This is a genomic window from Rhizobium sp. LjRoot98 (assembly GCF_964252935.1).
GTDB lineage: Bacteria > Pseudomonadota > Alphaproteobacteria > Rhizobiales > Rhizobiaceae > Pararhizobium.
Genome location: NZ_CAXUPW020000022.1, coordinates 15,395 through 37,910 on the forward strand (window position 1 = coordinate 15,395; position 22,516 = coordinate 37,910).

Sequence of the window (22,516 nt, forward strand, 5' to 3'; positions counted from 1 at the left end):
TTGCAAACTGAGCTGGAGGAGAAACACGATGCTCGACAAGACCCCCACCACCCGCCTTCAGGCGCTTCTCGATACGTTCGGGGCAGCGCTCGAAGCTGGCCGGATCGACGATGCCGTCAATCAGTTCGCCGAGGACTGCTATTGGCGCGACCTCGTCGCCTTCACCTGGAACCTGAAAACCGTCGAAGGCCGCGATCAGGTGCGCGATATGCTGCAAGCGCAGCTTTCAACGGCCAAGCCATCGAACTGGCGCGTTGCCGCGGGAGAGGAGGCGACGGAGGCAGACGGCGTCCTCGAAAGCTGGATCACCTTTGAGACCGCAACCGGGCGCGGCTACGGCCTGGTGCGTTTCAAAAACGGGCAGATCTGGACGCTGTTGACGGCGCTTGCCGAGTTGAAGGGCCATGAGGAGAAATCCGGCTTCACGCGCCCGCTTGGCGCCAAGCATGGCCAGGACCTCGGCGCCAAGACATGGGCCGAGGAGCGCGAGGAGGAAGCCCGCACCCTCGGTTACGAGAAGCAGCCCTACACCGTCATCATCGGCGGCGGCCAGGGTGGTATCGCCCTTGGCGCCCGGCTGCGGCAGCTCGGCGTACCGACCATCATCCTCGAAAAGAACGAGCGGGCCGGCGATAGCTGGCGCAAACGCTACAAGTCGCTCTGCCTGCACGATCCTGTCTGGTACGACCACCTGCCCTACATCGACTTTCCGAAGAACTGGCCGGTCTTTGCGCCGAAGGACAAGATCGGGGACTGGCTGGAATTCTACAGCAAGGTGATGGAGCTGAACTACTGGACCCGTTCTGCCGCCAAATCGGCGAAATGGGATGAGGTGACCAAGGAGTGGACGATCGTCGTCGATCGTGACGGCGAGGAAGTTGTGCTCCGGCCCAAACAACTGGTGTTTGCGACCGGCATGTCCGGCAAGGCAAACATTCCGGATTTCGAAGGACGGGACCAGTTCGAAGGCGAGCAGCACCATTCCTCCCAACATCCAGGCCCAGACGGCTACAAGGGCAAGAAGGTCGTGGTCATCGGCTCGAACAACTCGGCCCACGACATCTGCGCGGCACTTTACGAGGCGGGTATCGACGTCACGATGATCCAGCGTTCGACGACGCATATCGTGAAGTCCGACACACTGATGGATATTGGATTGGGCTCGCTCTATTCGGAGCAGGCGCTTGCCAACGGTGTCACGACGGCCAAGGCCGACCTCATTTTCGCCTCCCTGCCCTACCGGATCATGCATGAGTTCCAGATCCCGCTCTACGACAAGATGCGAGAGCGCGACGCGGCCTTTTATACGGCGCTTGAAAAGGCCGGATTCCAGCTCGACTGGGGTGCCGACGGCTCCGGTCTTTTCATGAAATATCTGCGCCGTGGCTCCGGCTACTATATCGATATCGACGCGTCGCAGCTCATCATCGACGGCAAGGTGAAACTTGCAGCAGGCCAGGTGGAGGAGATTACCAAGAACTCCGTCAAGCTTTCGGACGGAAAGGAAATCCCCGCTGATGTCATCGTCTACGCGACCGGCTACGGCTCGATGAACGGCTGGGTGGCCGATCTCATCGACCAGGAAACCGCAGACAAGGTCGGCAAGGTCTGGGGCCTCGGCTCGGATACGCCGAAGGATCCCGGCCCTTGGGAAGGTGAGCAGCGCAACATGTGGAAGCCGACTCAACAGGAAGCGCTGTGGTTCCATGGTGGCAACCTGCACCAGTCGCGCCATTATTCGCAGTATCTGGCACTGCAACTGAAGGCGCGGATGGAGGGCCTGCCTGTCCCGGTTTACGCTCTTCAGGCCGTTCATCACCGGCGCTGATTGGGCAACGCTCAAGCCGGAGGCATTCCGCCAGCCAAACTACGATGTAAGGAGTGAGGGGTGTTCCGCCCCGCACTCCTTGTCCTGAATTTTGGGCTGGGTATCGCAAACCGGCGACGCGATGGTCTCGCCTGCCCACCTTGCTCACCGTCAAGACACAATCCGGAGGTTTCGGCCCACACCCCACAGTGAGACGCAGCGCGAACGGCAATCCCGCTATTTGCGATAAGCCGCAGCTTTTTGTTATGGTCAGGCGGTTTTCAGCACGTCGCCGAGCGCACCCACAAGCGTATCGGCATTTTCGCGGGAAAAGACGAGTGGCGGGCGGATTTTCAGGATATTGGCATTGGGGCCAGAGGCACTGATCAGGACGCGCCGATCCCGCAGGCCGTTGACGATGCGGGTCGTCAAGCTGGCGTCAGGGCTCTTTGATATCGGGTCACCGATGATTTCGACACCAATGAACAGGCCCGAGCCGCGCACGTCGCCGATGGCGGGATGGGACAAGCTCTTGAGACCGTCCATCAGATAGCGGCCGACTTCCAGTGCGTTCTGTTGCAGCCCCTCGATCCGGATCGTATCGAGCACGGCCTTGCCGGCGGCGGCGGCGATGGGATTGCCTCCGAACGTGTTGAAATAGCGGGCGCGCGGCCCGAATTCGGCGATGACCTCCGGACGCAGGACAATGCCTGCCATCGGGTAGCCGTTGCCCATCGGTTTACCGATCGTCACCATGTCGGGTGCAACGCCGTGGCGCGCAAAACCCCACATGGCTTCACCGGTGCGGCCAAAGCCAGGCTGCACTTCATCGGCGATGAAGAGGCCACCTGCCTCATGGATCGCGTCCACCGCCGGTTTCAGAAACCCCTTTGGCCCGGCGAAGATACCGTCACTCGAGAAGATCGTATCGGTGATCAGCATGGCTGGCTTGATGCCATGGCGCTGCAGGTCAGCGATGGCCGCACGCACGTCGCGGCCAAATTTTTCCATCAGTTCTTCCGGCGAGTGACGATAGCTGTCCGGGGCAGCAACGGTACGCACATGGGGGCCGAGCGTCACGGATTCTCCGAGCGAGGGCGAGAATTCCGCCACCACACTCGTCAGGCCGTGATAGGCAAGTTCAGTGGCGATGATGCCGGTGCCGCCGGTGACATAGCGGGCAATGCGCACGGCAAGGTCGTTCGCCTCGCTGCCTGTGCAGGTGAACATGACCTGGCTTAGCGCTTCGGGGAATGTCGCCGTCAACGTCTCGGCATAGTCGACAATCCCTTCGTGCAGGTAGCGCGTGTGAGTGTTGAGAACTGCAGTCTGCTTGGTAATCGCCTCCACCACCCGCGGATGGCAATGTCCAAGCGAGGCGACATTGTTGTAGGCATCGAGATATTTTTCGCCGGCGGCGTCATAGAGGAAGACGCCTTCGCCACGAACCAGATGAAGCGGTTTTTCATAGAAGAGACGATAGGCGGGGCCGAGCACCTTTTCCCGGCGCGCGATCAGCGCCCGTTCCGTCTCGTTCAGCCGTTCGAAATCTTCGCGCGAGAAAGCATTTACCATCGACATGATTCAGGCCTCGGACAAGTTGGGCGCAAGCGTTTTCAGCCCCGCCGGTGTAAGATCGGATATATTGAGGAGCCCCTGCCAGGCGGAGGCGTGGTTGCGCATGATGTAGTTGTGGTTCTCCGGAAAGCGTGCAGAGCGCCACTCGGCGATGATGATCGACATTGCGAGCCGTGCGCGGGTGAGCACCGGCAACAGTTCCATTTCGGCGGGCTCCAAAGCGCGTACCGACAGGAAGCCCTCCAGGAACGCACCGGCGCGGGCCGCCCAATTCTCCGTCGCCAAATGATAGGAAAGCGCGACAGCGAGATCGTTGACCAGCGGGCCATGCACCATATCGCCGAAATCGATGATGCCAACGACCTCGGTGGGCTTTGCCGGGGCGAGAAGAATATTGTGCGGGTTGAAGTCGTTGTGGATGATCTGGCGCCGCTTAAGCCCGGTGATCAAGGGTAGAGCACGCTCGAATTCGAACAGTACGGCTTCCGCCTGCGCGCGGCGTTCAGGGGCGACATGATCGACGACGGCAGCGAGATCCAGCGTGTGAGAAATGTCCCACATCAGCTTTCCCGCGGGTGGACGTCCCTTGTAGTCCTTGAGACCAAGGCCAAGTTCCGCCAGCGCGCGGCCGACATTACGGCTCTGCACCTCGCAGGCGCGCGTACGGTACTGCAGCTCGCCGCGCAGGAAGGTCAGCAGGCGCATAATACGCGGCCCCTCCGAAGTGGCCAACGTGTGGCTCGGTTCGCCGTTCTTCGCCGGGACAAGGCGGGGTACGGGGACCGCAGGCGCGGCCGACGCCAGATGCAGCAACGCGCCATCCTGGAAGTCCAGTGCCGCCGGGTCTTCTGCGGGGTTGGCGATCTTGAGGATGAAATCGGTTCCGTCGCTGCGTATGAACAGAAAGGTCTCGTCACGTTCGCTGGAAAGCCGCTTTGCCGTGCCGGCAAGGCCATAGACGTCCGCGACTGCGGCCTCGGCGTCGGCAAGCGACGTCGGCTCCCATGTCGCAGACATGGAATCCGTTTTCTTGGTGGCGGACGATGGCTGCGTCATGTCTACTCCCTTGCGCGGCTTCCCGCATTTTTCTTGATCGCTGCCTCTTTCAGTGGGTTGTCTCCCCCAAGGAAGGCAGTTTGGCAGCCTAGGCACCGGCTGGCCGAAGATGCCTATTGCATCCGAGCGTACTTGAAACATGCCAGAAAAGATGCATCAAGTATCTTATTACTCGATTATTTGGATCGGTTCCATGGCTGAATTCACCACATTGGAATATGAGAACCTGAACAGCACCATTTATAGTGCGCTGTGCGACGCGCTGATCCAGGGGCGGTTCCAGCCCGGTGACCGGTTGAAGATTCGCGATCTTGCCGAACAGTTCGGCACGAGCGTCACACCGATCCGTGACGCCATCCTGCGGCTCGCCAATGACGAGGCAATCATCTTCCGCTCGCCCCGCGACATCCGCATCCCAGGCCTGAGCGAAAGCCGGTACCGGGAGATCCGAACAATCCGTATCCGGCTGGAGGGGCTGGCTGCAGAAACTGCAGCACAGGTTGCGACCAGCACCGATATCGAGGTTCTGGAGCGAATTTTGCGCGAAAACGAGCAAGCAATTGTTGCCGGAGACCGATTGAAAGGGACAGAACTCAACCAGGCCTTCCATTTCATGCTGCCGCAAATTGCCGGCCTTCCGGTGCTGAACGGGATTCTGCGACGACTCTGGCTGCAGATGGGGCCGCACATTTCCGACGCCTATATTCAGGGTGGGCGAGCGATGATCGACCATCATTACCCGGTCATCGAAGCCCTGAAACGGCATGATCCCGCGGCCGCTTCCATGGCGATCGTCGATGACATCCTGCTCGGCGGCAAGCCTATTCTGGACCGCATTGAAAGGGCGGAAGAGCGACAGGACCGCAAGGCATAGGACTTTCGTGAGACGAGGCTTGCATTTCGCGAGCCGCCCATTACGATGTATCAAGCATCAACGGAGAATGCGCCGATGACCGAAGACCGCCGCTACATGTTGTTGACGGGCGCAAGCCGCGGCATCGGCCATGCAACGGTGAAACTCTTCCAGGCGAAGGGCTGGCGCATCCTTACTGTGTCACGCCAGCCGTTCTCCGAGGAATGCGCCTGGCCGTCCGCCCGCGAAAGCCATATCCAGGCCGACCTCGCCGATCTGGCGCAAATCGACCGCCTCGCCGCGACCGTGCGCGAACGGCTGCCCAACGGCCGGCTGCACGCACTGGTCAACAATGCTGGTATTTCCCCGAAGGGGCCGGGAAAGAGCCGCCTCGGCGTGATGGGCACCGACGCGGATATCTGGACGCAGGTGCTCAATGTCAATGTCGTCTCGACGGCGCTGATCGCCCGCGCGCTCATGCCGGAACTCGAAGCGGCGAAGGGGTCGATCGTCAACGTCACCTCCATTGCCGGAACGCGCGTCCATCCCTTTGCTGGTGTCGCGTATGCGGCGTCGAAGGCGGCTCTCGGCTCGCTGACACGGGAGATGGCGCATGAGTTTGGCCGCCGCGGGGTCAGGGCGAATGCCATCGCTCCAGGTGAGATCGAAACATCGATCCTTTCGCCCGGAACGGATGAACTGGTGGCTGCGGAAGTGCCGATGGGAAGGCTGGGTGAACCGCGCGAAGTCGCGGAAACCATCTATTTTCTCTGCACGGAGCCATCGTCCTACATCAACGGTGCGGAAATTCACATCAACGGAGGGCAACACGTCTGACCACGGTCAAAAAGGGATACTCCCACTGACCGGCAATGACTGAAATGCATCAAGCGGCTGAAGCACCCAGGGGAAAAGGGCGCGATGCCCGCAGATACTGAACGCCACCGATACGCCAAAGGCGAAGGTGACGCCAGCAGTTCGCATGAGATCGTCATGGGAGCCGGGCCATCCGGTTCCTTCGCTAACAAAGAAAAGGGGAATACAATGAAGACTTTCATGAAACCCGGAATTCTGACGATTGCAGCCGTCGTGCTGTCTACAAGCCTTGTCGCACCCGTTTTCGCGCGGGACCTGACGGTCGTCTCCTGGGGCGGCAACTATCAGGATGCGCAGCGCAACATTTACTTCAAACCGTTCTCCGAGAAGACCGGCAAGCCAGTGCTCGATGAAGCCTGGGATGGCGGCATCGGTGTTATCCAATCGAAGGTCAAGGCCGGCGCGCCGAACTGGGATGCGGTGCAGGTTGAAGCGGAAGAGCTGGCGCTTGGCTGTGCGGACGGTCTCTACGAAAAGATCGACTGGGAAAAGATGGGCGGCAAGGACAAGTTTCTCGATTCTGCCGTGAATGACTGTGGTGTCGGTGCCATCGTCTGGTCGACGGCGATCGCCTATGACGGCGACAAACTGAAGGAAGGTCCGGCCTCGTGGGCAGATTTCTGGAACGTCGAGAAGTTCCCCGGCAAGCGCTCGCTGCGCAAGGGGCCGAAATACACGCTCGAATTCGCGCTACTTGCCGATGGTGTCTCGAAGGACGAACTCTATGATGTGCTGGCGACCGAAGAGGGCATCGCACGTGCATTCAAGAAGCTCGATGAGTTGAAGCCGAACATCGTCTGGTGGGAATCGGGCGCACAGCCGCTGCAATTCCTCGCCTCTGGCGAAGTGGCGATGGCATCGGCCTATAACGGCCGCATCACCGGTATCAACCGGTCGGAAGGCAAGAACTTCAAGGTCGTTTTTCCGGGCAGCATCTATGCCGTCGACAGCTGGGTGGTGTTGAAAGATGCCGAGAACAAGGATGCCGCACAGGACTTCATTGCCTTTGCAAGCCTACCCGAGAACCAGGCAAAGCTGCCGGAATTCGTGGCCTACGGACTGCCGAACAAGGAAGCTGCTGCAAAGGTTCCGGCTGAGTTTTCCAAGGATCTGCCGACCGACCCGGCGAACATGACGGACTCGATTTCGCTCAATGTCGATTTCTGGATCGACAACGCGGAAACGCTGACGCAGCGCTTCAACGCCTGGCTCGCCCAGTAGGAACATCCTCCAGGAAGGGCGCCCCATAAGCCGCCCTTCCTGTCTGGGCGGGCGCGTTCTCGCGGATTTTCCCGATAACGCGCCCTTTGCCTCAAGTGATGGAGCCTTCCGTGGCCGAATTCATTCGATTTGACCGTATCACCAAATTTTACGGCCCGCTTTGCGTGGTCGAAAACCTCGACCTTGGCATCGGCAAGGGCGAATTCGTCAGCCTGCTTGGCCCCTCCGGCTCCGGCAAGACGACATTGCTCATGATGCTTGCCGGGTTCGAGCAGGTCACTTCCGGCAATATCCTGCTGGATGGCACCGCCATCAACGACGTGCCGACCCACAAGCGGGACATGGGCGTCGTGTTCCAGAGCTATGCGCTGTTTCCCCATATGTCGGTCGGCGAAAACGTTGCCTTTCCGTTGCAGATGCGGGGCATGGGCAAGGCGGAGATCGGCAAGCGCGTGGCGCGGGCGCTGGACATGGTGCAGTTGTCGGCATTTGCCGACCGCCGCCCCTCGCAGCTTTCCGGTGGTCAGCAGCAGCGCGTAGCGCTTTCCCGCGCCCTGGTCTTCGAACCCCGCGTCGTTCTGATGGACGAGCCGCTCGGTGCACTCGACAAGCAATTGCGCGAGCAGATGCAACTCGACATCCGAGACCTGCATCGACGTCTCGGCCTGACCATTGTCTTCGTCACACATGACCAGTCGGAAGCACTGACGATGTCGGACCGCGTTGCCGTGTTCAACAAGGGCAGGATCGAACAGATTGGCACGCCAAGACAAGTCTATGACGAGCCGGCAACCCGTTTCGTCGCTGAATTCATAGGAGAGACCAACCTGGTGGAGGGCGTTGTCGAAGCGGTGCAGGGAGAAGAAGCCAATGTGCGGCTGGCCTCCGGCACACGGATCGTGTCGGCCGTCTCCAGCTCTGTGGTCCCGGGCCAGACGGTCTTTCTGTCCATCCGCCCCGAGCGTGTCGATCTCACCGAAGTTCGCGGAGATATGTCCAACTGTCTTGAAACGGAGGTTACCGACTCTGTCTATCAGGGAGATCACCTGCGAGTGCAGTTGCAAAATGCCGCTCATCCGCTAATCGCCAAGCTTGGACGGCGATCACGCGAATATCCGCCGGGCACCAAGGTCTACGCCGCCTTTTCCGCCGGCGATTGCCGGGTTATCGCGCCATGAGTGGGACGTCGCCACGAACAGGGCGATCGATCCTCCTTCTGGCGCCGCTGCTCCTCTTCGTCGTCGCGTTCTTCGTCTGGCCGCTGTTCAGCATGATGTCCCAGTCGGTGTCCGACACGGCGGTGCTGCGCCTTCTGCCGCGGAGCGCCGAGGTGCTGCGGGGCTGGGACCGCAAATCGCCGCCGACCATGCTTATGCAAGCGGCGCTGATAGAAGATCTGAGAGCAGTCGATGACGACCAGGCGCTCGGCGACATGGTGCGTCGTCTCAACAGCGCCCGGTCCGGTTTTCGCACGCTGATGTCCAAGACGACGAGCGCGCTCGCGGACACGGCGAATCCGCCCGCCGATCTCGTCTCCATCGACAAACGCTGGGAAAAGCCTGAATTCTGGCTGGCGATCGCCGATGCGCTCTCGCCGCTGACCGACCGCAACCTGCTCGCTGCCATCGATCTCGGCCGCAACGCCACCGGCGAGATTGAACACCTGCCAGCCGATCAATCGGTCAACCGCGTCATCCTCATTCGTACTTTCTGGATCGCCGCCCTCGTCACTTTCGCCTGCGCGTGCATCGGCTTCCCCTATGCGATCATCGCCGCTTCGCTGACTGGCTGGAAGCGCGACCTGATGCTAGGCGCCGTGCTGTTGCCGCTCTGGACATCGCTTCTGGTGCGCACGGCCGCCTGGTTCATCCTGTTGCAGGAAAAAGGCCTGATCAACGACCTGCTGCAAATGCTGGGCCTGATCAACAGCCCGCTGCCGCTGATCTTCAACCGCACGGGTGTCATCATCGCCATGACCCATGTGCTGCTGCCGTTCATGGTGCTGCCGATCTACTCGGTGCTCATCACCATACCGAAGAACCTGATGCCAGCGGCAGCATCCCTCGGCGCTCATCCCCTGCGTGCCTTCCTGCGCGTGCTTCTGCCGCTCAGCCTGCGCGGCGTCGCCTCCGGCAGCTTGCTCGTCTTCATTTCGGCGATCGGTTACTACATCACGCCCGCGTTGATCGGCGGTCCGGGCGACCAGATGATCTCTTCGATCATCGCCTTCTACGCAACGGGTTCGGCGAACTGGGGCATGGCGGGCGCGCTTGGCGTCGTGCTGCTCATCGCGACACTGCTACTCTACAGCATCTATGCACGGCTTTCTGCCGAAGAGCCGGAGAGACGCTAGGCCATGGCAATGAAGCTCACCAAAATCGCTTTTGCGGCGCTGACAATCCTCTTCCTTGTCGCCCCCCTCATCGCCATCCTGCCGCTCGCTTTCACTTCGAGCGTCATTCTCACATATCCGATCCCCTCCTGGTCACTGCGCTGGTTTGAAGAGCTTTTCACGGCGGATGCCTGGCGCCGCGCGATCATCAACAGCCTGATTATCGGCACTGGCACGACATTGCTTGCAACCATACTTGGTACGGCCGCTTCGCTTGGCTTACGGAACCGGCTTATCTTCTTTCGCGGGACGATACGCACGCTATTCCTGCTGCCGATGGTCGTGCCGGCCGTCGTGCTCGGCGTCGGGATGCAGGTTCTGCTTGCACGTTTCGGCCTGACGAACAGCTATGCCGGAGTGATCATCGCCCACACAGTCGTTGCCGTTCCCTTCGTCGTCGTCAGCGTCACCGGCGCGCTTGCCGGCATCGACGAGCGCATCGAACTCGCCGCCCAAAGCCTTGGTGCGCCACCCACAACGGTCTTCCGGCGCGTAACCCTGCCGCTCGCCATGCCCGGCGTGCTCTCCGGTGCTGTACTCGCCTTCGCCACCTCGCTCGACGAAGTCGTGCTGACCCTCTTCGTCGCCGGGCCCAATCAACGTACGCTGGCCCGGCAGATGTTTTCCAGCATCCGCGAAAATATCAGCCCGGCAATCGCCGCCGCAGCCCTCCTCTTCATCGCAGCGACCCTCATCATCGGCCTCTTTGTCGTGCTGTCCCGATCCATGTTGGCAAAGCAGCGGTAGATGCGCCCTATCTTGCTGAAATCCAGCGTCAGGGAAGCCAAGTGCTCCCTCTTCTGCGTGCTCAAATGGATCGCGGCATAAAGCCCGTCAATAGGCGGGGTGCATTGTTGTATCTGTCACGAAACCGCCCGACCGCTCAGCCCCGGGAAATGGCAGATTGCGCCCGAGCTTCTGTTGATGTCAGGTCAGGCCATTCTTGAACCGATCGCGAATAACGATCGGAATGATCTTCCAATACAATTGGATTCTATCGAAGATATTTCTCATTGTGGCGTTATCCTGAGTTATATTTTCGAGACAATCCGCATGACCGATTCTTCCGCCGTTTCCTCTTCAAAACCCGGAGCCTTAGCGGGCTTCATTCCCGGTATCGTGCTGGTGGCGGTGATCACGGCATCCGCCTACGGGCTGCGCAACCTGCCGTTTGTCTCGTCGCTCAGCCCGATGATCACAGCGATCTTTCTCGGGATGGTTTTTGGCAATCTCGTCGGGTTTTCCACGTCCGCCGAAGCGGGCATCTCGATTGCCGGGAAAAAACTGCTGCGGCTGGCGGTTGCCCTGCTCGGCCTGCAGCTGACCTTCGCCCAATTGGCCAGCATCGGGATCAACGGCCTGATGCTCGCAGCGGTGATCGTTGTCTCGACATTGCTTTTCACAGTCTGGATGGGCCGATTGCTGGGCGTCGACCGGAAACTGAGCCTGCTACTGGCGGCCGGTACCGCAATCTGCGGCGCCTCGGCTATCGCCGGCGCCAATGCCGTCACGCGCGCCAGGGACGAAGACGTCTCCTATGCGGTTGCCTGCGTCACTGTATTCGGCACCATCGCGATGTTCCTCTATCCGTTTCTGAACATCCTCTTGGGCAACGACCCGCAATCCTACGGCCTGTGGGTTGGACTGACAATCCACGAGGTTGCCCAGGTTGTCGGCGCCGGGTTCCAGGGCGGTGAGGCCGCCGGACAGGTCGCCATCGTATCGAAGCTTGCTCGCGTGATGATGCTGGCACCCATTGTGATTGCTCTTGCTCTCCACGTCGCCCGATCCGAACACAGTGCGGCCGGCCGGCCGGCCCTGACGCAGGTAGTTCCCTTCTTCATCGTCGGCTTCGTCTCGCTGGTTGTCCTGAATAGCTGGGGTTTGGTGCCGGAACAGCTGCGGGGTTCCATTATCGCAATGACGCCTGTCCTCCTCACCGCCGCCATGGCAGCGCTTGGCCTGGGGACGAGTTTTACCAAATTAAAGCAGCGGGGCCTGCTGCCGTTGCTTCTTTCCTTCATCGCCTCATTGTACATTGCCACAGCGGGCCTGCTGCTGGTCAACCTGGCTCAGTAAGGTTGCCGGCCATTCCGCACAGCCGGTGGTATGATTTGAAAGGCGTGGTGTGACACTCGAACAGTTGCGGATATTTCTTGCTGTCGCGGAGCGAGAGCATGTAACCCGCGCGGCAGAGGCATTAAACTTGACGCAATCGACCGTCAGCGGGGCGATCAACGCGCTCGAAAACCGGCATGACGTTAAATTGTTTCATCGTATCGGCCGCCGGATAGAACTGACCGAAGCCGGCAAGATTCTTGCTGAGGAGGCGAAAGCAATCGTCGCCCGCGTCAACGCGGCCGAGGCTGCCATGGCCGATCTCAGCGGTACCCGGCGCGGAACGGTGACCATCTTTGCGAGCCAGACCATTGCCAGCTACTGGCTGCCGCAACGCCTAGTCCGCTTCTATGAGCGTTTCCCCCAGATTGAGTTGCGGCTACAGGTCGGGAACACGGCACAGTGCACAAAGGCAGTTCTGGCTGGCGATGCCGATCTCGGCTTCATCGAGGGAACGATCGACGAGCCGGCCGTCTCCGTTGAGCCCATTGCCAACGATCGTCTCGTCGTCATCGTCAGTCACGACCATCCGTGGGTCAGCCAGCCTCCAGTCCTGCCGCGTGACCTTGACGGCACAGAATGGGTTTTGCGCGAACCTGGTTCGGGCACACGATCCTCCTTCGAACAGGCGGTGCGCGAGCTGGGGCTGAACCCCGGCAGCCTGCGTGTCCCGATCGAGCTCCCTTCGAACGAGGCAATCTGTGCGGCGGTCGAGGCCGGATACCTGGCCACTGCGGTCTCCGAAATGGTCGCCCAAGCGGGTGTCAACGCCGGACGGTTGCGCATCATGCCGCTCGAACTGCCATCGCGCGAATTCAGCCTCATCCTCCATCGCGAAAGGCATCGTACGCGTGCAAGCGACGCCTTTCGCGAGCTTGTTATAACCTGATAGAGCGGCATGTGTGGCGGCACAGCACGCGGCCAAAGGCCACCGCAGCTGAGCCCACAGCCAATTCGACCGGCTCACCGCAGTTTGATTGACGTTACGGTGCCGTAGCCGACAACGAGCCGATGGCCGACAGGCTGGATGCAAGGTCCCAAAGAAGATCTTCCTCGGCCTCCAACCCAACCGAAACTCTGAGCAAGCCGTCGGTGATGCCGGCGGCCGATCGAGCCTGCGCCCCCATTCCGGCATGCGTCATGGTTGCCGGATGCGCGATCAGGCTTTCAACACCACCGAGCGATTCAGCCAGCGTGAATACCTGCAACGGCTTGACGAAAGACCGCACGGCCTCAAGCCCGCCAGCCAACTCGAAGCTTAACATGGCGCCAAAGCCTGACTGTTGCCGTTTGGCGAGTTCGTGTCCGGGATGCGTCTCAAGCCCAGGATAGTGAACAATGCCAACCTCCGGCCTCCCCGCCAAAAAATTCGCCACCGCGACAGCGGTTTTCTGCTGGCGCTCGAGCCGGGGAAAGAGAGTACGGACACCGCGAAGCGTAAGATACGAATCAAACGGCGACCCTGTCACTCCGGTCAGATTTGCCCAGTCCTTTAACGCCTCCGCATCACTCGAACGGGCCGCGACAACCGCGCCACCGACAACATCGGAATGGCCGTTCAGGTATTTTGTTGTCGAGTGAATGACAAAATCCGCTCCAAGAGAAATGGGCTGCTGCAGCGCCGGCGACAGGAAGGTATTGTCGACAACGACGCGTGCACCGGCGGCATGCGCCTGTTGCGCAATGCCATTGATGTCAACGATGCGCATCAGCGGGTTGCTTGGGGTTTCGATGAAAACCAGGGATGGCGAGCCCTGAAGACCACTTCTGAGCGCTGTGGCATTTTGCTGGTCGATGAACTCCACGTCGAAATGTCTCTTGTCCCGGAGAGAACAAAGCAACCGGTATGTCCCGCCATAACAATCATGCGGTGCAATGACGCTGTCTCCGCTTTTCAGCAGGCTGAGAACCAAGTTGACAGCAGCCATTCCGGAGGCCGTCATCACGGCTCCGGCACCACCCTCCAGCTTTGCCAAGGTGTCACCCAAAAGGTCGCGTGTCGAATTGGCCGTCCTCGAATATTCGTAATCCTGCGTCTGTTCAAAATGTCGAAACGCAAAATTGCTTGAGAGATGGAGAGGCGGAGTGACGGCGCCAAAGGCGCTATCGGTAGCGATACCGTTTGCTGCAGCAATGGTTTTGACGTCTTTGGCCTTTCTCATTTCGATCTGACTTTCTGTGGTTGCCGGAGTGCGCGAAATTTTCGAGGCAGGACCATCCTCATCCAAGCCAGAGCGTCACCCTTCTTGGGAGGACTATAATTTCCATTTTGTGAATGACAGCAATCAATCATTCTCCAGTATCGGATTTTTGGCAGGGTGAGCGCAGATGTAGCTCAAGACGATGCCTGCTTTTCGGCCCGTCCCATCAGTTTTCCGACAAACGGCGGTAGAACGACAGCGCTATGCAGCCCTTCGCGAGCGGGGCTCTTCTGTCCCATCAAGGAAGCAGCCTTATAAAAATCGGGGTTTCAATTGCCCGGAAAATCTGCGAAAGGCCTTTCGTCCGCAAGGACAGGACGCGGCTGCTATTAGATTTAGAATAGGGCCGGGCGGGCAGATTGACGTCTCTCTCGCTGCCACGAAAGAACGTGGCCGTCCATTTTTTGCGACCTGCATCCGGCCGTATGATAGCATCAACTCGTTGAGTATTATCATGTTATGACAAGCCATCAGTGTTCGGCGGAGGTTCAACCTCTGCCTCTTTCGGATCGACAGCAAGGCAATTGGCCAGCTTTTTTTTCACATTGCAGCGGTTGCCGGTACAGGTGCACGGCAATCAATGCTAAAGATCGCGGCTATGTCATCGGCACTGCCTGCCGTAATCAGTCCATCGCGTTCATCGAAACGGCCCTGACTGTCACGGCACCAATATTTGAAAGGGCCATCCATGGCCGAGAAATTCATCGTTGTTCCCTACAAAAAGACGCGCGGCGGACTTGGACCGGGCGAGATGCGCCAGGCATCCAATGCTGCGAGCGCAGAAAAGATTGCTGCAGCCATGGCAGACCGGTTTGTCGGGGTCGCGGCCTATGCCGTCGAGGTCGATGAAGAGAGCGGCGACATGACGAGCCCGCGCCTGCTCGCCCAATTCGGGGATATCGCCGAACTGCCATCAAGCTGATCTTGCCAAGATCCGGCGCCTTTCTTGACGATTTTGGCTTGACGGAGGCCCTTTACCCCGCAGTTTGAAGGCTTTTACCGCCTTCGCCGGTCTTTTCGAGGAACATTCGCCCTACAGCGACGTTTATCGGGCAGTTGCCTTCAACGTTTGCTGGCACAGGCACCATTTCTCGAAAGGATATGTCCGCCATGAATCAACGTTTTGACCCCACTGAAAACCGTAACGTGAATCCTGCGGCATGGCCGGCTGAACAGGCAGGCCCGCGTATCGATCCGGTGACGGGCGCTCCGGTGAACGATCCGTTGGCCAACCAGCGGCGGCCGGAAGACCTCGAACCCCGATCGGCACGCTCGAAATGGCCGGTTTTGATCATCCTGCTTGCAGGCTTGGTTCTGGCGCTTCTCGTCTGGTTGCCAGCAGATATGTCGACCGATCAGACCAGTGGCACAGCAACTCAGCCCACGGCGACAGAACAGACGACAACTCCACCAGCCGACACCGCTACCCCGCCGGCTGACAACAGCGCGACACCGGGTGCCGTTGCGCCCGGCACTGCAACTCCGGACACAAACGTGACGCCGAACACCACAACGACCCCGAGCGCCACGCCTGCGACCCCGGAAACGCAAACCCCGGCAACTGGTACCGATACGCAGACACCAGCCACCGGCACTGCCCCGCAGAACTAAACGACGCTTGACACGTTCGATAAATGACGGAGCGGCTTCAGCCGCTTCGTCATTTGCTGTTGCCGGTCATCGCAAAAATATTCGGCAAGATTGTCTTGCAAATGAACCAAATGCCTCGTCATCCGTTTCTCCTCGGCTCTCCCAGAACAAGGACATGGCAATGACTGGAAAAACACCAAAATCCACAGGGCGCGAGGACGATTACCGCGATTACGAGGAACGAGATCTTAACGAGGGCTGGCCCTACGCCGACGCGGCGCCCGGATCAGACACCAGGGTCGGAAACCGGTCCTACGGTGAGAGCGCCGAAAACTTCGATGAAGCGGAAAATCCCGGATTCCAGCGCAGCGACGAGACGGCGATCGAAAGTAGCAACGGTCCCGACCTTTTCGGCGACGACACCGAGGCGGATGTTGACGACGATGCTCTGGAGGACATGATTGCCAATGTACTTGAGGACAGTGATATCGACGCATCGAGTGTCGACATCAAGGCCCGCCGTGGAGCCGTATGGCTGAAAGGTTCCGTCGATACCGCGCGCGAGCGCCGCCAGATCGAAGCGCTGATCTATGCAGTGTCCGGCGTGACCCGTATCCGCAACGACTTGGAAGCAATTGGAGCAGACAGCGGCATTCCAGCTGATTGGGACGATTGATCGCGCAGCAAGATCGCGAGCATGAAATTATGGTCCGGCACTTTGTCACTCACCCATCAAGGGCGGACTCAAAGGCATATGCGCCGCCATCGGTAGCTCCGCCTCGCCGCCCCGTCAGGGGCGACTCTCGTTGTGCGGCGAACGGATCGGCGAAACGGCGTTCCATCGTAACTGGCCGCTTAAAGGATCACCGTCATCAGGCTCCCAGAAGCTGGCCGATGGCATCGAGCGCCCTGCCGGCTTCGTCAGAAGGGCCTTTACCGCGTGTTTTGCTTCGGATGGATTCGAAAACAGCCGGCCATCCAGGCTCCATACGCCATATCTGACAGCGAGAAACCGAAACCCGTTATCCTCGCGTATCAGAGCGCCAACGGCTTCGCCGTTTAACTCTACGACCTGTTTCTGCATGAAATACCGCTCCCGCCACCGTTCCTCACGGCGGTCATTTCCAAATGCTGTTCATGACTCAGCCGACCGAGCCCTCGCCGTCAGCCAACCCTCATAACGGACGGCTGTGACGTTTGTTCCGGTCTTCGAAAAATTAATCGGAAAAGAATCGGCAGCAGAATTGGACGCCGGAATCACTCCCGGCGTCTGTGCCTCGTGTTGATCAGGCCAAAAACCGGTCAGGCCTGAACGGTTTGATGTCTATAACGGTTTTTTCGCCGGTCATTTTTTCGGCGAGCGCGCGGCCGGTGACCGGGCCAAGGGTCATGCCGTGATGGGCATGGCCGAAGGCAAACCAAAGACCTTCGTGACGCGGCGCCTTGCCGATGACAGGCATCATGTCCGGCGTGCAGGGGCGCGCGCCCATCCACGGCTCCTCATCGCGGCGCTCGGCAAGCGGAAAGAATTCGCGGGCGACGCGCTCGGCTCTCGTCAGCTGGACCGGGGTCTTCGGCGCATCGCGATTGGCAAATTCAGCGCCGGTGGTCAGCCGTATGCCGCGCAGCATCGGCGCCAGAAAATAGCCCTTTTCAGCATCGAGGACCCAGTTGTTCAGCTGCGCGCCTTCTTCCATGCCGTAGTGCATGTGATAGCCGCGCTTGACTGCCAGCGGGAAACGGTAGCCGAGTTTCTTGGTGACGGTATCGGCCCAAGGGCCGAGCGCCACCACGACTTCCTTGGCCTCCAGCGGCCCCTCCGGCGTTGCAACACGCCAGCCGGAACCTTCGAGAATATGTTCAAGTGTCGCCGCATCACCGGACATCAGGCGGCCGCCGAGCGACTGGAAATAGCTGAGATAAGCCTTATTGAGGCGGTGCGGATCGCGGATCGACCACGGGTCAGTCCAGCGCAGACCGCCGGTGAGGTCCGCCCGGATCGACGGCTCCATCGTCTTGAGTTCGCTGCTGGACAGTTTCTGGTGATTGACGCCGAACGTCGATGACAGCTTTTCGGCTTCCTTGTAGGCCGCATCCCGTGCAGCCTCGGTGCGGAAAACCTTCATCCAGCCATCCTTGCGGATGAGGTCGCCGGCGCCGGACGCGTCGATCAGGTCGGCATGCTCAGTGATTGAATTCTCGATCAGCGGTGCATACATCGACGCGATGTTCTGGTGCTGGGTAAAGCCTGAATTCCACCAGTAGCGGATGAGGAACGGCACGAGACCCGGCAATGCACGGAAATGATAATGCGCGTCGATCGTGTTGTTCAGCGCATAGCGGAACAGCGCCCCGAAATCATGCGGGAAACCATAGGGAAAAACGCCTTCGCGCTGGATCAGGCCGGCATTGCCATAGGACGTTTCCTCGCCAGCACCGCGTCGATCGAGCAGCACAACGGACTTGCCCCGCCGCGAAAGATGGATGGCCGTCGACAGGCCAACAATGCCCGCCCCCAAAACAACAACATCAGTCTTCATGCCGCCACCCCATTCTGCTTGCTGCGGTCTATTTCTTCAGTTTGGTCATTATCTGCTCAAGGAAGCCAAGCATCAGCGCCGAAATCACGAAAGCGAGATGAATGATCGTAGCCCACATCAGCTGCTCGCTGGTGTAGTTCGCCACGTTCAGGAAAATCTGCAACAGATGGATGGACGAGATCGCCACGATCGACGATGCCACCTTGATCTTCAGGCTGCCGGAATCAAGCTTGCCAAGGAACGAGACTTCGGCATCAGCTTCGTCGAACCGGCTTACGAAGTTTTCGTAGCCCGAGATCATAACCATGACGATCAGGCTTGCGACCAATGCCGCATCGATCAGGCCGAGCATGGCAAGAATCATGTCGGATTCGTCATAGGTGAAGACCATGATGGCGATCTTGTAGAATTTGTAGACGAAGGACACGGCGTAAAGTGCCAGCGCTGCAACCAGCCCCAGGTAAAAGACCACTAGGAGCCAGCGGCTCGACAGGATGATTCTTTCAACGATGAGTTCCAATGATTTCATGCTTGGTGCAGCTCCGGCATGTGCAATTGCGAGATAATCCGGTCATGAATAGCCAAGCCCATTGCCTTCGGCAAGGCGGAAGCGGCCTGTATTGGCGAGACATTTCGACCACAACAGCAAAAGGGAGCGATGCTTTCGCATCGCTCCCTTCTTTCACGCATCACCTGAGATGGGGTCAGGTTCGGCGCATCAGGCCGGCCACCAGCGAGATGACCAGGAAGGCGAGAAACAGGAAGAACAGAATTTGTGCGATACCTGCAGAAGCGCCAGCAATACCACCAAATCCCAGAACACCGGCGATGATGGCAACAACGAGGAAGACAAGAGCGTAATACAGCATGGGGAATTCTCCTTGGTTTAAATCATTGCTGAATAAACGCCGGAGGCGAACCTTTGTTCCGGTAAAAAAGGCAGGACGCGGCGCCTTGCGACACAAACCAATCGTTAACTACGACGCGAAAGATCGCCTCATTTTGACACGGTTTGGCCACGCATTTCTCGGAACCTTAGCAAGGAAGTGAACGTTGTGAAGGCATATACATCATGCGAGATAGTAAAATGACCGTATCAACAACGAATATCTGGAAATCTGCAGCGGCCTCGGTTCGCGTACCGAAAAAGAGCCGCGATCGGCACCTGCATATCGGCTCGACTTTGCGTGACCTCTACTTCACGGAAGCCCCACTGAACGCAGATGGCACGTTGTCTGATCTTCTTGCAGATCTCGATGCTGCCGAACGACGCTCGACAAGAGACACGGACACCTGAGTTTTAGCAATTGATCCGGAGTAAAAAGATGGCGGCCACACGGCCGCCTTTTTTTACACCCGTTCGCATTCAGACGGGTTTGTAAAAACAATAAAAGCCGGCGTCATTTCGGCGCCGGCTTTGCGAATACTCGTCAGTTTGCCGGCGTTGCCAGAACGATTCCACGCGGGTTGGCCTTGTAGGCCTCCTCGTCATAGGCAGCCTGGGTTTCCAGCTGCGCCTTGGTGAACGGCGAATAGATGGTCATCGTCCCCTTGGCATCGGCCATCACCTCAACGCTCTGCGCACTCATCGCAACCGGCTTTTGCCCGATGCCGAGAAACCCACCGACATCGATCACATAGGCTTCGATCTTGCCGTTCTTGTCGAGAAGAATGTCGCCGATCTCGCCCACCTTGGTATCGTCGGCAACCTTGACCTCGATGCCGATAAGCTTTTCCGCACTGACCAAAGACGGATCGACCGGCTGCATTTCGTCAGGCGGCGTTGCGGCTGTGGTGGTCGTATCGACCGGCGGGGCGATATCCGGATCGGACATCTGCGGTGTGGTGCCAATAGTTGGTGGCGTCGCTTCCGCTGCTTCATCGGTAATGACGGGAGCGGTTGCAGGCGCTGCGGCGCTGTCGTCCTCGGGCCCCGTCGCAGCGATACCATCCATGATGGCCGTTCGCTGGAATTCGGGGGCTGCCTGAAGGTCTTCCTTGGTCGCCGAAACGACGATGATACGCTGGCCGTCTCTGTCCGACCATGACACGCGGTCGAAACCGACCGCCACATCCTTTTCGCCAATACCGAGGAACCCGCCAACACCGATCACCAACGCCTCGGCGCCACCATTGGCGTTGATGACGACATCATTGACGTCGCCGATGGCTTCGCCCTGTTCATCAGCGCCTGTATAGACGGCCTTGCCAAGGACTGAGGTTGCCAGAACCTGCTCTGGTGAGGCGGAAAAATATCCGGCCGGGCCTTTGCCTGGCGCCTGAGAGGTAATGTTGGCGGCCGCGGCCGGATCAGCCTTGGCCGCGCCGCCTTCCTGCGCCCATGCGCCCGTGGTCAGCACTGTGGTTGTCAAGAACGCGGCAAGTGTGGTCGTCGCCATAAGAGTGCGGATCATTGTTGTACTCCTTCATGCAAGTCTGGGAGAAAGCCAGTTGTCCGGGAAAGCCAAGGGTTCAGCCGGCTGGGATTGCTCTGGACAACGGACCCGCGCGCATTTTGTTCCGTATTTCCGGCCAATGGCAGCCGGTGCCGGATGCGGAAACGGCACCCGGACGATTATCCGGGCGCCATTTGGCAACTTCAGAACCACTGCGCTCAGTAGCGCGACCATTCGTCGATCTGGCGCTCGGCTTCCTCTTTTTCGACGCCGTAGCGAACTTGAATCCGGCCAGCCAGTTCCTGGCGGCGGCCATTGATGACATCAAGGTCGTCATCCGTCAGCTTGCCCCACTGGGCCTGGGCCTTGCCCCGATATTCCTTCCATTTGCCTTCGATCATATCCCAATTCATGGTTGTCTCCTATGATTGAGCCTTGTTCGGCCGGGATTGAAAATGCTGCACAGGGGGGCTTAATTGCTCAACAGGCGCTGCTGATCGCGTTTGCCAGCAACCAGGATCGGCATGGCCGGCTCATCGAAGGTTATCTGGATGTCCAGTTCATTCGAGGGTGTTATGGCCCAGGTGATCGTTGCATCTTCAATATAGAGGGCCGGGTCGATAGCGGCACATTTGCCGTAGACGATCTTGTACTTGCTTCTGAAATCATTGAGCGACGGCTGCAGCAGTGCCTGGCATTCCTCGGCGGTTTCAAACCCGACCGCCGGTTCCGATAGCTCCTTGCATTCAACATTGCCCTGGGTACACCCGACAAGCATCATGATCGCTGCGATATGTTCCATCGTCGTGCTCCCTGCACAATGAATGATGTGGCAGGGAAACGGGGTGGTCGCCGGAGAAGTTCCGCAAATTTTGCCGGGAACATTTTTACCGCACACAGCGTTTTGTCTCTGCGTCAAGGAATGCCTTGCGTGAGTTGGTGAACCCGGATACCCGCGACGGCCTCGGCCGCGCCCGCCCCAGAAAACCAAGACTTCCAAGGCATGATTTGCTGACGCACAGCAAAGGAATGCCTTCAATGTTGCGCCCGCCGCCTCCCCATTGACTTTCCGAAGATTCAGGCATGAAAACCGTGCTGATCCACGGAATGGTCATGTCTCCGGTCTTCTGGAACTGTTTCGCGCCTGGCATCGTTCGCGAAGGCCGCGCCGCCGCCTATCCGCTACCGGGTCACAGTCCTTGGAGACTCGACAATCTCATGCAAAGCCTGACCACAGCAGCGATCGTCAGAGCTTACGCCGAAGCGATCGAGCGGGACTACAACGGAGAACCGGTGACCCTAATTGGACATTCGACCGGCGGCTTCATCTCGCTTCTGCTTGCCCGGCATCGGCCGGACCTTGTCAGCAACGTCATTCTCATGGGCGCCTTTGCCTGCGGCCGGTTTGAGGGGCAGGAGCGGCTGGCATCGCGAATCCTGCGCCTTCCCTTGCTCGGCCAGCACCTCTTCATCCGGTTGTTCACCCGGTGGATAGCAACACGGGAGGCCTTTCGGTGGGGTTCACTCGAATGTGTGTTCGACAAGACCGCCGGCTGGGAAACCGAAGAAACCATTGCGGCAATGGAACAGGTCCGCGAGCGCCTGCTGAATTCTCAGGCGGGTGAAATCGCCGCTTTCGTCTCCTGGATGTCGCAAACATCCATTGTAAGCGAGCTACCGTTGATCGATGTGCCGGTGCTCAACATCATTGGCGGCCGTGATGCCATCGTTCCGCCTTTGCACCAGATCCATCTGTCCGGACGCCTGCCCCGCGCTCATACCGTCATCCTCGACAAGGTCGGGCATCTGCCCATGGCAGAGGCTCGCGACAAGGTTGACCAGCTGATCGCCGCCTTTCTTCTGCTCGGGCCGCTGAGCCAAAATCATA

Annotated in this window: 23 protein-coding genes; 14 read left to right on the forward strand and 9 right to left on the reverse strand. The window is 59.2% G+C overall.

Translation table 11 applies throughout. The features are described 5' to 3' along the window. Nucleotides 1-28: 28 nt before the first annotated feature. Nucleotides 29-1,828: an NAD(P)/FAD-dependent oxidoreductase gene (locus ACSQ3J_RS29865; RefSeq protein WP_436040975.1), complete on the forward strand. Its 1,800-nt coding sequence runs from the start codon at nucleotides 29-31 to the stop codon at nucleotides 1,826-1,828. A gap of 249 nt (nucleotides 1,829-2,077) precedes the next feature. Here the strand turns inward: ACSQ3J_RS29865 and ACSQ3J_RS29870 are convergent, their stop codons facing one another. After that, complete coding sequence (locus ACSQ3J_RS29870) at nucleotides 2,078-3,388, reverse strand: aspartate aminotransferase family protein (protein WP_436040976.1); 1,311 nt, start codon at nucleotides 3,386-3,388, stop codon at nucleotides 2,078-2,080. A 3-nt stretch (nucleotides 3,389-3,391) separates the two neighbouring features. Continuing rightward, complete coding sequence (locus ACSQ3J_RS29875; protein WP_060503254.1) at nucleotides 3,392-4,441, reverse strand: phosphotransferase enzyme family protein; 1,050 nt, start codon at nucleotides 4,439-4,441, stop codon at nucleotides 3,392-3,394. A 193-nt stretch (nucleotides 4,442-4,634) separates the two neighbouring features. Here ACSQ3J_RS29875 and ACSQ3J_RS29880 point away from each other — a divergent pair, with 193 nt between their 5' ends. From ACSQ3J_RS29880 to ACSQ3J_RS29915, 8 genes are all read left to right on the forward strand, one after another. Then, nucleotides 4,635-5,315, forward strand: a complete 681-nt coding sequence (locus tag ACSQ3J_RS29880; RefSeq protein WP_436040977.1) for a GntR family transcriptional regulator — start codon at nucleotides 4,635-4,637, stop codon at nucleotides 5,313-5,315. Nucleotides 5,316-5,390: 75 nt separating this feature from the next. Continuing rightward, a complete protein-coding gene (locus ACSQ3J_RS29885; RefSeq protein WP_060503253.1) occupies nucleotides 5,391-6,131 on the forward strand; it encodes an SDR family NAD(P)-dependent oxidoreductase in 741 nt (246 codons plus the stop codon). A gap of 219 nt (nucleotides 6,132-6,350) precedes the next feature. Continuing rightward, on the forward strand, nucleotides 6,351-7,391 hold the full coding sequence (locus ACSQ3J_RS29890) for an ABC transporter substrate-binding protein (RefSeq protein ID WP_436040978.1): 1,041 nt from the start codon (nucleotides 6,351-6,353) through the stop codon (nucleotides 7,389-7,391). 98 nt (nucleotides 7,392-7,489) lie between these two features. Then, entirely contained in the window at nucleotides 7,490-8,569 is a 1,080-nt protein-coding gene (locus ACSQ3J_RS29895; RefSeq protein WP_060503252.1) for an ABC transporter ATP-binding protein, read from the forward strand. Next, complete coding sequence (locus ACSQ3J_RS29900) at nucleotides 8,566-9,744, forward strand: ABC transporter permease (RefSeq protein ID WP_436040979.1); 1,179 nt, start codon at nucleotides 8,566-8,568, stop codon at nucleotides 9,742-9,744. The genes ACSQ3J_RS29895 and ACSQ3J_RS29900 overlap by 4 nt, the downstream gene beginning before the upstream one ends. A 3-nt stretch (nucleotides 9,745-9,747) precedes the next feature. Then, nucleotides 9,748-10,530: an ABC transporter permease gene (locus tag ACSQ3J_RS29905; RefSeq protein WP_060503250.1), complete on the forward strand. Its 783-nt coding sequence runs from the start codon at nucleotides 9,748-9,750 to the stop codon at nucleotides 10,528-10,530. 306 nt (nucleotides 10,531-10,836) lie between these two features. Then, nucleotides 10,837-11,862, forward strand: coding sequence for a YeiH family protein (locus ACSQ3J_RS29910; RefSeq protein ID WP_436040980.1), 1,026 nt, complete (start codon nucleotides 10,837-10,839; stop codon nucleotides 11,860-11,862). A gap of 49 nt (nucleotides 11,863-11,911) precedes the next feature. Next, complete coding sequence (locus tag ACSQ3J_RS29915; RefSeq protein ID WP_436040981.1) at nucleotides 11,912-12,790, forward strand: LysR substrate-binding domain-containing protein; 879 nt, start codon at nucleotides 11,912-11,914, stop codon at nucleotides 12,788-12,790. A gap of 94 nt (nucleotides 12,791-12,884) precedes the next feature. Here the strand turns inward: ACSQ3J_RS29915 and metB are convergent, their stop codons facing one another. After that, on the reverse strand, nucleotides 12,885-14,063 hold the full coding sequence (gene metB / locus ACSQ3J_RS29920) for a cystathionine gamma-synthase (protein ID WP_436040982.1): 1,179 nt from the start codon (nucleotides 14,061-14,063) through the stop codon (nucleotides 12,885-12,887). A 727-nt stretch (nucleotides 14,064-14,790) separates the two neighbouring features. On the opposite strand from metB, the gene ACSQ3J_RS29925 reads away from it, so the two are divergent. The 3 genes from ACSQ3J_RS29925 (at nucleotide 14,791) to ACSQ3J_RS29935 (ending at nucleotide 16,368) form a co-directional block, all read left to right on the forward strand. After that, a complete protein-coding gene (locus ACSQ3J_RS29925) occupies nucleotides 14,791-15,024 on the forward strand; it encodes a hypothetical protein (protein ID WP_060503248.1) in 234 nt (77 codons plus the stop codon). Between the two features lie 188 nt (nucleotides 15,025-15,212). Then, nucleotides 15,213-15,713 carry a hypothetical protein gene (locus tag ACSQ3J_RS29930; RefSeq protein WP_436040983.1) on the forward strand — a complete coding sequence of 167 codons (501 nt, stop codon included), beginning with the start codon at nucleotides 15,213-15,215 and terminating at the stop codon, nucleotides 15,711-15,713. 160 nt (nucleotides 15,714-15,873) lie between these two features. After that, nucleotides 15,874-16,368, forward strand: a complete 495-nt coding sequence (locus tag ACSQ3J_RS29935; protein ID WP_436040984.1) for a BON domain-containing protein — start codon at nucleotides 15,874-15,876, stop codon at nucleotides 16,366-16,368. Nucleotides 16,369-16,978: 610 nt separating this feature from the next. On the opposite strand, the gene ACSQ3J_RS29940 is transcribed toward ACSQ3J_RS29935, so the two are convergent. The 3 genes from ACSQ3J_RS29940 to ACSQ3J_RS29950 form a co-directional block, all read right to left on the reverse strand. Continuing rightward, nucleotides 16,979-18,232 carry an NAD(P)/FAD-dependent oxidoreductase gene (locus tag ACSQ3J_RS29940; protein WP_436040985.1) on the reverse strand — a complete coding sequence of 418 codons (1,254 nt, stop codon included), beginning with the start codon at nucleotides 18,230-18,232 and terminating at the stop codon, nucleotides 16,979-16,981. A 28-nt stretch (nucleotides 18,233-18,260) separates the two neighbouring features. Further along, nucleotides 18,261-18,761 carry a TIGR00645 family protein gene (locus ACSQ3J_RS29945; protein ID WP_436040986.1) on the reverse strand — a complete coding sequence of 167 codons (501 nt, stop codon included), beginning with the start codon at nucleotides 18,759-18,761 and terminating at the stop codon, nucleotides 18,261-18,263. 175 nt (nucleotides 18,762-18,936) lie between these two features. After that, on the reverse strand, nucleotides 18,937-19,101 hold the full coding sequence (locus ACSQ3J_RS29950; RefSeq protein ID WP_037105882.1) for a DUF1328 domain-containing protein: 165 nt from the start codon (nucleotides 19,099-19,101) through the stop codon (nucleotides 18,937-18,939). 218 nt (nucleotides 19,102-19,319) lie between these two features. Here ACSQ3J_RS29950 and ACSQ3J_RS29955 point away from each other — a divergent pair, with 218 nt between their 5' ends. Continuing rightward, nucleotides 19,320-19,529 (forward strand): hypothetical protein, encoded by a 210-nt coding sequence (locus ACSQ3J_RS29955; protein WP_436040987.1) that lies wholly within the window; start codon nucleotides 19,320-19,322, stop codon nucleotides 19,527-19,529. Nucleotides 19,530-19,662: 133 nt separating this feature from the next. Here ACSQ3J_RS29955 and ACSQ3J_RS29960 read toward each other — a convergent pair whose 3' ends face one another. The 3 genes from ACSQ3J_RS29960 to ACSQ3J_RS29970 all read right to left on the reverse strand — a co-directional run bounded on the left by ACSQ3J_RS29960 (nucleotide 19,663) and on the right by ACSQ3J_RS29970 (nucleotide 21,430). Further along, nucleotides 19,663-20,646 carry a PRC-barrel domain-containing protein gene (locus ACSQ3J_RS29960; protein WP_436040988.1) on the reverse strand — a complete coding sequence of 328 codons (984 nt, stop codon included), beginning with the start codon at nucleotides 20,644-20,646 and terminating at the stop codon, nucleotides 19,663-19,665. 200 nt (nucleotides 20,647-20,846) lie between these two features. Further along, the gene (locus ACSQ3J_RS29965; RefSeq protein WP_436040989.1) at nucleotides 20,847-21,041 is read right to left on the reverse strand and encodes a CsbD family protein; all 195 of its coding nucleotides are present in this window, start codon (nucleotides 21,039-21,041) and stop codon (nucleotides 20,847-20,849) included. Nucleotides 21,042-21,100: 59 nt separating this feature from the next. Beyond that, nucleotides 21,101-21,430 carry a hypothetical protein gene (locus ACSQ3J_RS29970; protein WP_436040990.1) on the reverse strand — a complete coding sequence of 110 codons (330 nt, stop codon included), beginning with the start codon at nucleotides 21,428-21,430 and terminating at the stop codon, nucleotides 21,101-21,103. 281 nt (nucleotides 21,431-21,711) lie between these two features. On the opposite strand from ACSQ3J_RS29970, the gene ACSQ3J_RS29975 reads away from it, so the two are divergent. After that, a partial coding sequence (locus ACSQ3J_RS29975) for an alpha/beta fold hydrolase (protein WP_436040991.1) occupies nucleotides 21,712-22,516 on the forward strand: 805 nt, incomplete at its 3' end.

Bases quoted from the DNA above. Each gene is read 5' to 3' on its own strand.
- metB (WP_436040982.1), bottom strand. From the start codon at position 14,063: ATGAGAAAGGCCAAAGACGTCAAAACCATTGCTGCAGCAAACGGTATC.
- ACSQ3J_RS29940 (WP_436040985.1), bottom strand. From the start codon at position 18,232: ATGAAGACTGATGTTGTTGTTTTGGGGGCGGGCATTGTTGGCCTGTCG.
- ACSQ3J_RS29870 (WP_436040976.1), bottom strand. From the start codon at position 3,388: ATGTCGATGGTAAATGCTTTCTCGCGCGAAGATTTCGAACGGCTGAAC.
- ACSQ3J_RS29910 (WP_436040980.1), top strand. From the start codon at position 10,837: ATGACCGATTCTTCCGCCGTTTCCTCTTCAAAACCCGGAGCCTTAGCG.
- ACSQ3J_RS29950 (WP_037105882.1), bottom strand. From the start codon at position 19,101: ATGCTGTATTACGCTCTTGTCTTCCTCGTTGTTGCCATCATCGCCGGT.
- ACSQ3J_RS29905 (WP_060503250.1), top strand. From the start codon at position 9,748: ATGGCAATGAAGCTCACCAAAATCGCTTTTGCGGCGCTGACAATCCTC.
- ACSQ3J_RS29880 (WP_436040977.1), top strand. From the start codon at position 4,635: ATGGCTGAATTCACCACATTGGAATATGAGAACCTGAACAGCACCATT.
- ACSQ3J_RS29930 (WP_436040983.1), top strand. From the start codon at position 15,213: ATGAATCAACGTTTTGACCCCACTGAAAACCGTAACGTGAATCCTGCG.
- ACSQ3J_RS29935 (WP_436040984.1), top strand. From the start codon at position 15,874: ATGACTGGAAAAACACCAAAATCCACAGGGCGCGAGGACGATTACCGC.
- ACSQ3J_RS29895 (WP_060503252.1), top strand. From the start codon at position 7,490: ATGGAGCCTTCCGTGGCCGAATTCATTCGATTTGACCGTATCACCAAA.
- ACSQ3J_RS29960 (WP_436040988.1), bottom strand. From the start codon at position 20,646: ATGATCCGCACTCTTATGGCGACGACCACACTTGCCGCGTTCTTGACA.
- ACSQ3J_RS29945 (WP_436040986.1), bottom strand. From the start codon at position 18,761: ATGAAATCATTGGAACTCATCGTTGAAAGAATCATCCTGTCGAGCCGC.
- ACSQ3J_RS29890 (WP_436040978.1), top strand. From the start codon at position 6,351: ATGAAACCCGGAATTCTGACGATTGCAGCCGTCGTGCTGTCTACAAGC.
- ACSQ3J_RS29865 (WP_436040975.1), top strand. From the start codon at position 29: ATGCTCGACAAGACCCCCACCACCCGCCTTCAGGCGCTTCTCGATACG.
- ACSQ3J_RS29965 (WP_436040989.1), bottom strand. From the start codon at position 21,041: ATGAATTGGGATATGATCGAAGGCAAATGGAAGGAATATCGGGGCAAG.
- ACSQ3J_RS29885 (WP_060503253.1), top strand. From the start codon at position 5,391: ATGACCGAAGACCGCCGCTACATGTTGTTGACGGGCGCAAGCCGCGGC.
- ACSQ3J_RS29925 (WP_060503248.1), top strand. From the start codon at position 14,791: ATGGCCGAGAAATTCATCGTTGTTCCCTACAAAAAGACGCGCGGCGGA.
- ACSQ3J_RS29955 (WP_436040987.1), top strand. From the start codon at position 19,320: ATGACCGTATCAACAACGAATATCTGGAAATCTGCAGCGGCCTCGGTT.
- ACSQ3J_RS29900 (WP_436040979.1), top strand. From the start codon at position 8,566: ATGAGTGGGACGTCGCCACGAACAGGGCGATCGATCCTCCTTCTGGCG.
- ACSQ3J_RS29875 (WP_060503254.1), bottom strand. From the start codon at position 4,441: ATGACGCAGCCATCGTCCGCCACCAAGAAAACGGATTCCATGTCTGCG.
- ACSQ3J_RS29970 (WP_436040990.1), bottom strand. From the start codon at position 21,430: ATGGAACATATCGCAGCGATCATGATGCTTGTCGGGTGTACCCAGGGC.